The following is a 10,572-nucleotide window of genomic DNA, read 5'->3' as shown; positions in this document are numbered from 1 at the left end:
GACGAACGACACTGTCGCCAGTCAAGTCACTGCCAAATAGCGCGGGCAACAACAGTGGGGACGTTCAGGGGAAGTGTGCAGAGGTGTTGCAGCAGGGTTAGATGTGCGGCCACGGTTGCACTCACGGTCGTACGTCCAACGTGCAGGTACAGGTCGTTTTCGCCGGATCGCAGCGTGGTGGGGAGCGCCGCCCAGTAAAGGCCGAACGGGCACTGCCTGATCTTGCCATCTGCAGCCGCAGGCAGGGACTGCAGGCAGGGAGGGCACTTCGTTGTGCATTCGCGGCGGTTGCAGACCAGCGGCAGTCCTGAGGGCAGCGTGACCTCACGCCCTTGCGCACTGACGAGGACCAAACAGACCGCGAGGATCGGAGCGAGTTCGTCCTGGATTGCTTGCAGTTGTGCAAACAGGTCGGCGTTGTGTACCGCACTGGGTATGCTCATCTTCATCATCCCTTGTGCAAAAAGACAGGAAATAAGGCGCGCGCGATGTTCTGCGCTTCAGGATGAAGGTTGTAATGTCATTATCGTAAACGATGCCTAATTCCCAGGACTAGTCGTCGCGTGACTTAGTCCTTTCGTCCGAGACGATGACCCTCCTGTCTACATTTCACTCCTTTGCCCGATGGGTACGCTGGCAAAGCCACGCTACGCTGAAAACGATTCCGTGGGCCTGGACGAACGCCTTGCGGTCTCGTCCTCAAGAGGCCCTGGGGTTTGCATGGCCTACCCCGTCGGCTGCAGGCGACGCGGCAGGGATAGGGGCGAGACCAGCTGATATCGTCGCCGCCCTCTCTCCGGGTCCATGCGAACCAGTTCACAGCGGTGCAAAGCGCGTTCTTGGTGCTTTCGAAGTCCCTTTTCATCATCAGTGAGGATCTGAACCAGCCAAGCAAGCGTTCTCACAAGCGCCCAGGCAAAGGAGGCAGCTCATGAAAGTGAGTGTCCGCACCAAGTTGCTCACAGGATTCCTGGTAATACTCATCCTCCTGGGGGGCGTCGTCGCAACGAGCGAAGTTGGCATGAGGAACATGCGCGACAGCTACGGAGACGCCAGCCGTGTGCAGGACTTGCAGCTGTTGGGGCGTACCATGCAGGCGGCGCTGAATGAGATGGCCCGGGCAGCCTCGATTTTTCTTTTCACTCGCGATCAGCGGTACGCCGAAGACTTCCATTTGGCGGCCGACCAGATGGAGACGACCCTGGCACAGGCGTGGGAACTGTCGCAGTCGGAGACGAGCAGGGAGATGCTGAACCAGGTCGAGGAAAACTTCAGCGCCTATCGGTCTGAGCTCGTGGTTCTTTTCCAGGGGAAGGATGTGGACCGTGGCAGCCTGGAAGTTCTGCGCGAGAGTACGGTCGGCGTTCTGAATCAGTTTGTCGAGACCGGCGACAGCTACGCCGAGCAAGCCAAGGAGGAGGCTGACCGTACTGTCCGTGACGCTCGTATGATCATGTGGGGGGTTGCGGCCCTGGCCATCGGCGTCGGGTTGGCTATCGGGATCATCCTGGGCCGTGCAATCTCGTCTCCTGTCACCGCCATTGCCGGCACGGCCGCACGCGTGGCGGAGGGCGACCTCACGGTGGAGCCTCTGCAGGTGCGAAATCGCGACGAGCTGGGCCAGATGGCCGCGGCGTTCAACCAGATGTTGACCAGCATGCGCAGTACGCTGCAGCGCGTCCACATGGTCAGCGAGACCCTGACGCGTTCCGCACAGGAACTCTCCACAGCTGCAGAGGCTTCCGCTCAGGCGTCTTCCGGTGTCGCCCAGGCGACGACTCAGGTAGCACAGGGCGCTTCCCAACAGGCCGTCTCCACCAGCCAGGTAGACGCTACCATGGGACAGCTGAGGCAGGCGATGCAGCAGATCGCGGACGGAGCGGCGAAGTCGGCTGAGGAGATGGAGAGGGCCTCCACGCTGCTGCACGAGATGGTGCACCTGCTGGACGGCGTGGTCGCCGATGCCACGGCGACGGCCGGACGGGCCACCGATGCGGTGGCGCGCGCCTCTGCTGGCGGGGAGACCCTTAAGCGAGCGCTCGAGGAAATCGAGCGGATCGGTGAGATGGCGATGCAGACCGCCGAGCGGATTGGCGAACTGGAGCGGCACTCCAGCCAGATTGGTGCGATCACCGGGGTCATCGCCAACATTGCGGATCAGACGAACCTGCTGGCGCTGAACGCGGCGATCGAGGCCGCACGGGCCGGGGAGCACGGGCGAGGCTTTGCGGTGGTGGCCCAGGAGGTGCGCAAGCTGGCGGAGCAATCAGCCGCCTCCAGCCGTGAGATCGCGGACTTGGTGCGGCAGATTCAGGTGGCCACTGCCGAAGCGGTGAAGGCCCCGGAGCAGACCACCGAGCGTGTCCGGTCAGGAAACGAACTGGCGGTGGAGGCCGGCCAGGCGCTGGCAGAGATCCTGACCACCTTGCAGTACGCCGCCGACTCGGTAGCTGCCATCGCGCAGTCCGCACAACAGGTAAAGGTCAGCTCGACTCAGGTCCTGCAAACGTTCAACGAGGTCGCTGCCCTTACGGAGGAGAACAGTGCCTCTGTGGAGGAAATGGCGGCAGGGGCCAGTCAGGTCACCCAGTCGGTGGCACACATCAACGAAGTGGCCCACAACAACGCCGCTGCGGCACAGGAGGTGTCGGCCTCGGTGGAGGAGTTGACGGCCTCGTCTGAACAGGTGTCGGCAACCGCGCAGAGTCTGCTGGAGACGGCGAAGCAACTGCAGGAACAAGTTGACCGGTTCAGGCTGTGATGATTCGAAAAGAGGCGCGGGGAAGGCGCCTGCAGACGATTTTCGCCAGCGCCGCCGGTACCTGCCGGCGGAGCGCCTGCCCCCCTTCGCACGGCGCAGGTCGGGGCTGCAGGGGATGGGATACTTCCCCGGCTGGATGACGCCCGAATCGAAGCGGGGCTCCTACTTGCAGAGGTTCCGTATCGGCGACTGGACCACGTCATGGACTACGGGGGCACGGTCCCACTCGACTTGGCACGGTCGCCCGGCATCTTCCCCGAGGGGTTGGGGAGTGGAATCTGGGGGCGGCCGTGACCGCCCGGCATGCGAAAATGCGCAGGTCCCCGTGGCAGGGATTGGCCACGGGGACCTGCGCGTTTCAGCTCAATGGCACCGGAGCCCCTCGAGCAACGCCCGGACGAGTTGTTCGAGGTCGTCCTGGCCCGCCGCGAGACCCTCTCGGCGCAGCGCCGGCACCAGCTCCAGCCGCAGCCGGCGCTCGGTGAGTGGGCAGTCGACCTCCACCACCGCCGCAGGCACCTCCCGGCGGGGCAGGAGCCCCCGCCGCAGGGTGACGTACCGGCGGCGGACGGCGTGCGGAACCCCGGCGGGGAGGGGGGAGGCCACGATGCGCAGCTCGACCTCCGCCCGGGCGAGGCCGGGCGCGCTCGGGGCCACCCAGGCGAGCCGGTAGGATGCTTGTCCCTGGCTCATCCACCGCCGGTTCTCCCGCTCACTCCAGCGGTCCACCTCGGGGGCGGCAGGGCCGTCCAGCACGCGCCAGCCCTCCGGCACGGCCAGGAGGAGGATGTTGGTGGTCCCCAGGAGCAGGTTGCGCGCCGACAGCAGCTGCTCCCGCATCACGAGGCGAGGTAGAGGGCGGCGTCGGCCGGGGCGAACATGTCGCGGGCGACCTCCTTCAGGGCCTCCAGGCCGTGCACCTCGCTCTTGTAGAGCGGGATGTAGGAGCGCACCAGGGGCCCCAGGTCTTCCTGGATGATGCGGATGTAGCCCTCCTGCTCCCGGAACTTGTTCTGCAGGTACTCGTCGCCCGCCGCCTTCCGGGCCTCGTCGGCGCGGATGCAAGAGTTGACGATTACCCCGCCCACGGGGATGTCGTAGGCCTGCACCTGCTCGATGAACCGGCGCACCACCGAGATGGGGAGCGTGAGCGGCAGCGTGACGAAGAAGAACGCGGTGATCTCCGGGTCGACCAGCAGTTTCTTTACCCGCGTGAACCGGTCGTTCATGTCAAGCAGGTCGGCCAGCATCGGGTCCTTGCGGACCTCCTCCTCGACCTTCTCCTTCCGGAACGAGAGCTGCACCCGGAGCGAGAGCGCCTCTTTGCGGCTCTGGATCATCCGGCTCAGCCACAGGCCGTAGATCTTCGACAGTCCGATGAGCCGGATGGCGTTGGCGACGGCCGCGGTGTCGAAGACGATGCGGTCGAAGTCCTTCGCCTCGTTCAGCATGACGTCGATCATCTTGTCGAACATCGCCGACTCCTCGAAGGCGGGGTTGGTGACGGCGATGTCGACGAAGGGGCCGGCGTCCACCGGGATGTCCGCGTACTTCAGGAACTCCCGCACCCGCTTGGCGATGTTCTCCCGGTACCGGGCCACCACGTCGGAGGCGTCTACCTCCACCGCCCAGAGGTTGGGCACGCCTTCCACCTGCCGGAACTGGCCGCCGGAGAGGTTCTGCCCGAACACCGACGTGAGCGAGTGGACCGGGTTGAGCGAGGCCACCAGCGTTTTCTTGCCCTCGAGGGCGAACTGGTAGGCGAGTACCGCGGCCGTCACCGTCTTGCCCACGCCGCCCTTGCCGCCGGTGAAGATGTACCGCAGGTTCGGCCGGCTGTCCAGGAACTCCCGCAAGGTCTGCGTCATCTCACGCCACACCTCCCCTGACGGCGGGCAGCTGCACCTGGCAGTTGATGAGGTACTCGGACGCGGTCTTGATCATCTCGATGCCCTTCGGCTCCCGGGTGAACATGGGCACGACCGCCTGTACCTTGTCGCCGAACTTCTGGGCGATGGTGCGCAGGTGCTCCTGCTGCATGGCCACCCGGTTGCGCAGGTAGTCGGAGGTTCCCTCCTGCTGCAGGAGCTCCGCCGGGTAAACCTGGTTCACCACCAGGCCCGACATCTGGATGCCCAGGTTCTCGAACATCTTCAGGGCCCGCTCGGTGTCGAGGATCGCCATCTGCTCGGGGATCAGCACCATGAAGAAGGCGGTTCGCCGCCTGGCCGTAAGCAGGTCGGTGAACGACTTGATCTTGTTCCGGATGTCGATGAGCTCCTTCATGACCTCGTCCTCGCGGGCCGCCTCGCCCTTGAGCGTCGCGGCCACCGCGTCGTATTCGGCCACCTTCGCCCGGGCGTCGGTGATCTTCTCCACCCACTTGGAGAGGATGTCGGCCATCGCCACCATCCGCACCCCGTGGCCGAACGGCGGCATATCAAAGATGTACATGTCGTACTCCCGCTTCGCCACCAGCTCCGCCATCGCGTCGTAGGTGGCGCTCTCGTACATGGCCGGCTCGGCGGAGGTGGAGTCGATGTACTCCTCGATCTCCCTGGGCACGGCGTCGAGGCCGTACATGTCCATGATCTTCTGCTTCACCTGCTGCTGGTACTCCCGCACCCGGCGGTCGGCGTCGATCTCCACCACGAACAGGTTGGGCAGCAGCTCCACCTCGCCCTGGCCGTAGATGTTCCGCTCAAAGATGTCGGAGAGCGATGCCTGCGGGTCAGTGGAGAAGAGAAGCGTCCGCTTCTTCATCACCTGAGACATATAATACGCCAGCCCGGAGGAACTGGTGGTCTTGCCCAGCCCGCCCTTGCCGGCGAAGATGACGATCTCCGCCTCCGGGTTCTGCTCAAAGTAGGCACCCAAGCCCTTCGGCACGTTCGCTGCCTCCTTGCTTTCCGTCTGGCCCCGCCGGGGCGGCGACGGCTAGTAAATGGCGTCCGTGAAGTCCCGCTCCCGGAAGACGCGCTGCTTCCAGGACTCGATGTTCGGCACCGCGTACGGCAGGATCCGCAGGGAGTAGTAGGGCGGCAGCACGGGGATGCCCAGCATGTCGCCCAGGGTGATAAACATGAAGAGGTGCTCCATGTGCATCCGGGTGCGCAGCGCCGCCGTCACGTTGCCGTGGCTGGCCATGCCATACAGCACACCTTTGAGGGCGTTCAGGAAGCCGCCCTTCTTCTGCCGGTCCTTTTCGCTCAATGCCTCGCTCACCTCCGCTCGAGGGGAATGGCCGGGGCCCGGGGCGCCCACCGGGGACGCCCCGGGCCGGGGTGGGCGCTAGTCGTCGCCCGTGGCGATCTGAGGACTGGCGCCGTGCATGCGCCGGGCGGTCCCGTAGGCCGAGTAGGTCTTGTAGGCCATCACGAGGCCCAGGACGAAGAGGGCGATGCCCACCAGGACGAAGATGCCGTCCATGGCCCGGCTGAAGGCCGGGTACTGGTTGAACGGATACTGCACCAGGGTGGGGGTGGTGCCCAGGAAGGCCGGCAGGTAGACCTTCACCACCTGCCACCCGATGGCGGTAATGGTGGTGACGATCATGAAAGTCGCGGGGATCAGGGTGTAGACGGTGGGCGCCTGCGTGCGGGCGAGGTGGATGGTGATCAGCATCAGGGCGAGGCCCGCCAAGAGTTGGTTGGAGCCGCCGAAGTAGAGCCACAGGTTGTTCCAGGAGCCGGTGGCGGCGAAGGCGAGCGGGATCAGCAGGCCGATAAAGGTGGCGACGTGCTTCTGGCCCAGGACGGCCAGCCGGCCCTGGAAGACCTCGGTGGAGACCAGCCGCCAGAAGCGGGTGACCAGCGCCTGCACGGTGAGGGCGTAGAGGATGAGCACCACGCCGTAGTAGGCCCGGAGGAAGCCGGCGGCCGCCTCGCCGCCCAGGAAGGGGGCGGTGAACTTGATGGCGCCGGCCACCCAGGAGCCCACGTTACCGCTGAGCTGCTCCCGCGGGATGATCATGTAGGCGGCCAGCGACGCCAGGGCCAGGAGCCCCTCGGAGAGCATGGCGCCGGCGCCGACCGGGTGGGCGTCGGTCTCCACGTCCAGCTGCTTGGCGGTGGAGGAGCTGGACACAAGGCTATGCCACCCGGAGATGGAGCCACAGGCAATGGCGACGAACAGCAGCGGCCACATCGGGTTGTTGCCGCTGGGGTTGAAGCCCACCCAGGCCGGCTGCTCCAGCCGTACCCCGGTGAAGTTGGAGATGAGGGCCCCGAACAGGATCAGGATCACCGCCAGGAAGGTGGGGAAGAAGGAGACGTAGTTGATGGGCTGGATGAAGGTGGGCAGCGGCAGTACCGAGGCCAGGTACAGGATCACGCAGGCCACCAGGCCCCAGACCAGGAGCGACCACGCGCCGGCGATGCCGCCCGCCTCGACGCCCTGGGCCGGATTGGGCGGCCAGGCGCCCTGCGGGGTCTGCAGGAAGGGGAAGGTGGCGGCGGCCCAGATCACCAGGGCCATCAGCACCAGGGCCACCATGGTGGTGGTGACGACGTTCATGCGCAGCTTGTAGAGCATCTGCCCGGTGAGGACGCCGACCAGCAGGATGCCCACCGTGGCGGCGAAAGTCGAGGGGAAGATGTGCCAGAAGAGGGCGATGAAATAGATGAAGGTCGCGGAGATGATCAGGAGATAGAACAGGATGAAACCCAGCAGGGTATTCCGGCCGGTGTTGCCCGTGAACTCATAGGTGATCGGGCCGAAGGAGCGCCCCTGGTTCCGGATCGACAGCATGATGGAGCCGTAGTCCTGGAGCCAGCCGATGAAGAAGTTGCCCAGGATGATCCAGGCCAGGGCCGGGGCCCACCCGTAGTTGATGGCGATGTACGGGCCCAGGATGGGACCGAGGGCGGCGACGCTCTTGAACTGGTAGCCCCACAGGACGTACTTGGTGACGGGGAAGTACTCCACGCCGTCGGTGTACATGTGCGCCGGTGTCGTTCGCCTGGGGTCGGGTTTCCAGACCGTGCGGTCGAACCACTTGCCGTACCCGAAGTACGCGATGCCGTAGGCCACGAGCGCCAGCAGCACGAACAGGGCCGGCGAACTCATCCCTCCGTAACCTCCTCTCTGTTTGCTGGGCTTGCGGCAGTCAGGCTGGGTTTCTGGGTCTTCACACCTCCTCCCTGAAGCAGACACATCTTCCTTCCTGAGCAAAGATGACAGAGTATTGGCAGTAGTAAGTCTACTTTATTTTCCTCCCACCCCCGATTTTCCTGCAGGGTAGCGGACGGTTGCGGCAATATTCTGCCACCAAGGCAGGGATCTGCCCGCGCGTTCCCGAACTTCTCTGGAAGCCAGCCACCTGAGAGGCGGAGGTGACGCGGGTGGGAGGTCATCACCACGGCCACAGGCACGAGCCCTGGGTGCGGCACGGGCGGCTGCACGCGGCTCCGCGGACGTTGCGGGAGAAGGTGGGGCAGTTCCTGTGGGGCCTCTTCTTCTTCGAGTGGTACCATGAGCTGCAGCACGAGCGGGCCAAGTACAACGACGTGATGAACCTCGTCCTCTTCGGCGAGCTGATCGGCATCCCGCTCATGAACTCGTCCATCGGTCTGCGCTTGCTCCCCTACGCCCTGCCGGACCTGCAGGGCTGGATGCACCGGCAGCTGGAGGAGCACGAGGTCATCGAACACGCGCCACACATGCACTGAGCGCAAGCGGAGGCGATCGCATGGGGACGGGCGAGATCGCGGTCACGGCCATCGCCGTCGTCTTCCTGGTCTGGTACTTTGCCGGCAATCTGGTGAACCGGCGGCGGGCCTCGCAGCTTCTGGGTGCCGTCCGGGCGTCCATCGGCGCGGCGGGCCGGGCGCCCACGGTCCAGTGGCACGGCCGCTCCGCGTTCGCCGTGACGGTCGGCGAACCTGCGGCGCCGCTGGCGGGGCTGTACCTGCTCTGTCTGCTGGAGCCGCGCGACTTCCCCCTGGCCTTGGCGTGGAACCGGCTGCGAGGGCGGCGGGATCAGGTGCTGATCCACGCCGATTTCGTCCGCCCGCCCCGTGCCGGGGAGCAGCTGAATCCGGCGTCTTTCGGCATCCGCGGGCTCACGGGGGTGGCCCTGAACGCGACGCAGCCCCACCTCCGCCTGACCCTTCAGGTCGGGAGCGGAGATGAGGCTGCGATTGCGGCTGCCCTGGATTTGGTGTGCGAGCTGGCCGGCGTCACCCGGCGACCCACTTCACGGCCGGCGGACGGTTCTCGGCGCTGATGCGCACCTGGTCGCCGTCGCGCAGGTCCAGCGCGTCCCGGAGGCAGATGGCCGACAGGAGCTCCACCTGCGCCGGATTGTAGCCGTCCACGAGGGGCCGGAACAGGATCACCGGCACGGTGCGGACGCCCTTCTCGAGCCGGGCCGGGAGTACGATCGAACAGCAGACGTCCGGCGACGGGGGAACCACCACCGTTCCGGCATTGAGCAGCAGCCGGTCCATGGGGCGCCAGTCCCCCTCCACGATCACATTGAGCGTGCCCGTCGCGGGCTCGAAGCCCCACAGCCGCCGCATGGCCGCCCGGAACCAGTCCAGCTGTGTGGCGGGCCCGGCCTTGCCCAGGCCGGCGGTGACGCGGCCGGTCAGTTGCACCCGAGTGTCCATACCGCTAGGCATCCCTCCTGGCGGCTACTGCGGCCACGGCGGAGTCGACGATGAGCGCGGCCGCCCCGTTGATCGTTCCCTTCAACAGGTTGAAGGGCACCACCACGGGCAGCACCATGGCCAGGGCCGTGCGCATGTCGCCGAAGAAGAGCGGTCCCAGCACGACCGTGAGTAACACCTCGGCGAGGGTGTACACCAGAATGCCCGCCGCGACGCTGATCAGGCGGCCCCGGCGCCGCCGGGCCAGACGCCGGTGGATCAGCGCGGCGGTGAGCGCGAGCGCGGCACTGCCGACGAAGCGGCTGACCAGACCGATCGGGCCGCCTCCACCCACCAGCGCCAGAGCCACCGCGACCACCCCGGCGATGCCGCTTACCCACGCGGGCGAGAGCCGGAACGCCCCCAGGAGCAGGGGCACGTCGCTGGGCTCGTAGAGCAGGTAGGGCGCCGCGGGCAGCAGCGGGAACCGTACGGTGAGCGCCAGGGCCACCGCCAGGCCGGCCAGGATGCCGGAGGCAGTGGTCTGGCGCACGGCCTTTGCGTGCGTGGTGGTTGCCTCCATGGTTACCAGCCTCCCCTTCACTGGCAGCCGCCTCCCCCTAGCGGCTGAGCACTTCCCGCGCCACCTCTTCGTACACCGCGGTGTCGCCGGGAGTGTAGCAGCAGAAGATCACATGCAACGGCACCTGCGTCGACTCGAGGTAGTCCCGCACCGTCGTCTGGGCGATGTGGGCCGCCTGCCGGATGGGGTACCCGTAGGCGCCCGTGGAGATGGACGGGAAGGCGATGGATCGGTAGCCGTTCTGCTCGGCGAGCGCCAGTGCCTGCCGGTAGCAGGAGGCCAGGGTCTCCGCCTCGCCGTGGCTCCCACCCCGCCAGATCGGCCCCACGGCGTGGGCCACGGCTTTCGCCGGCAGCCGGTAGCCCCGGGTCATCTTCACCTCGCCCGGGCGGGCCCCGCCCAGGGTGCGGCACTCCTCCAGAAGTTCCGGGCCCGCGGCCCGGTGGATCGCACCGTCCACTCCGCCGCCGCCCAGCAGGCTCGGGTTGGCGGCGTTCACGATGACATCCACCGCCAGAGTTGTGATGTCGGCTGTCACGATCTCAATCCGTCCGTCCAGCCAGGTGCTCATGCGTCATCCCTCCTGCCGACGCTGTGGCTCTTCATGCCGGAGTTGTCAACCTACAGATCATTCTAGC

The 10,572-nt window shown here is 66.2% G+C and carries 12 protein-coding genes; 3 read left to right on the top strand and 9 right to left on the bottom strand.

The annotated features are described in order from the left end of the window. Window positions 1-26: 26 nt before the first annotated feature. The gene (locus AB2385_RS15795; RefSeq protein ID WP_367655974.1) at window positions 27-449 is read right to left on the bottom strand and encodes a hypothetical protein; all 423 of its coding nucleotides are present in this window, start codon (window positions 447-449) and stop codon (window positions 27-29) included. A 482-nt stretch (window positions 450-931) separates the two neighbouring features. On the opposite strand from AB2385_RS15795, the gene AB2385_RS15790 reads away from it, so the two are divergent. After that, on the top strand, window positions 932-2,761 hold the full coding sequence (locus AB2385_RS15790; protein ID WP_367655973.1) for a methyl-accepting chemotaxis protein: 1,830 nt from the start codon (window positions 932-934) through the stop codon (window positions 2,759-2,761). Window positions 2,762-3,124: 363 nt separating this feature from the next. On the opposite strand, the gene AB2385_RS15785 is transcribed toward AB2385_RS15790, so the two are convergent. The 5 genes from AB2385_RS15785 to AB2385_RS15765 all read right to left on the bottom strand — a co-directional run bounded on the left by AB2385_RS15785 (window position 3,125) and on the right by AB2385_RS15765 (window position 7,828). Then, a complete protein-coding gene (locus tag AB2385_RS15785) occupies window positions 3,125-3,601 on the bottom strand; it encodes a hypothetical protein (RefSeq protein WP_367655972.1) in 477 nt (158 codons plus the stop codon). Further along, window positions 3,601-4,629, bottom strand: a complete 1,029-nt coding sequence (locus AB2385_RS15780; RefSeq protein WP_367655971.1) for an ArsA family ATPase — start codon at window positions 4,627-4,629, stop codon at window positions 3,601-3,603. Before AB2385_RS15780 ends, AB2385_RS15785 begins: the two co-directional genes overlap by 1 nt. Window position 4,630: 1 nt before the next feature. Next, window positions 4,631-5,650 (bottom strand): ArsA family ATPase, encoded by a 1,020-nt coding sequence (locus AB2385_RS15775; RefSeq protein ID WP_367655970.1) that lies wholly within the window; start codon window positions 5,648-5,650, stop codon window positions 4,631-4,633. A gap of 48 nt (window positions 5,651-5,698) precedes the next feature. Beyond that, entirely contained in the window at window positions 5,699-5,974 is a 276-nt protein-coding gene (locus tag AB2385_RS15770; protein WP_367655969.1) for a hypothetical protein, read from the bottom strand. Between the two features lie 78 nt (window positions 5,975-6,052). Beyond that, the gene (locus AB2385_RS15765) at window positions 6,053-7,828 is read right to left on the bottom strand and encodes a carbon starvation protein A (RefSeq protein ID WP_367655968.1); all 1,776 of its coding nucleotides are present in this window, start codon (window positions 7,826-7,828) and stop codon (window positions 6,053-6,055) included. A gap of 275 nt (window positions 7,829-8,103) precedes the next feature. Here AB2385_RS15765 and AB2385_RS15760 point away from each other — a divergent pair, with 275 nt between their 5' ends. Further along, a complete protein-coding gene (locus tag AB2385_RS15760) occupies window positions 8,104-8,430 on the top strand; it encodes a hypothetical protein (RefSeq protein WP_367655967.1) in 327 nt (108 codons plus the stop codon). A 20-nt stretch (window positions 8,431-8,450) separates the two neighbouring features. Continuing rightward, window positions 8,451-8,987 (top strand): hypothetical protein, encoded by a 537-nt coding sequence (locus AB2385_RS15755; protein ID WP_367655966.1) that lies wholly within the window; start codon window positions 8,451-8,453, stop codon window positions 8,985-8,987. Here the strand turns inward: AB2385_RS15755 and AB2385_RS15750 are convergent. The 3 genes from AB2385_RS15750 to AB2385_RS15740 are packed head-to-tail and all read right to left on the bottom strand — an operon-like array spanning window position 8,941 to window position 10,505. After that, complete coding sequence (locus AB2385_RS15750; RefSeq protein WP_367655965.1) at window positions 8,941-9,372, bottom strand: DUF120 domain-containing protein; 432 nt, start codon at window positions 9,370-9,372, stop codon at window positions 8,941-8,943. The genes AB2385_RS15755 and AB2385_RS15750 overlap by 47 nt on opposite strands. Window positions 9,373-9,376: 4 nt before the next feature. Then, window positions 9,377-9,934, bottom strand: a complete 558-nt coding sequence (locus AB2385_RS15745; protein WP_367655964.1) for an ECF transporter S component — start codon at window positions 9,932-9,934, stop codon at window positions 9,377-9,379. Between the two features lie 37 nt (window positions 9,935-9,971). Next, complete coding sequence (locus AB2385_RS15740) at window positions 9,972-10,505, bottom strand: O-acetyl-ADP-ribose deacetylase (RefSeq protein WP_367655963.1); 534 nt, start codon at window positions 10,503-10,505, stop codon at window positions 9,972-9,974. Between the last annotated feature and the right edge of the window lie 67 nt (window positions 10,506-10,572).

The sequence above is a fragment of the Symbiobacterium sp. genome, assembly GCF_040797425.1.
GTDB lineage: Bacteria > Bacillota > Sulfobacillia > Symbiobacteriales > Symbiobacteriaceae > Symbiobacterium.
Note: the sequence above shows the minus strand (reverse complement) of the source record. Positions and strands in the feature narration are given on the sequence as shown.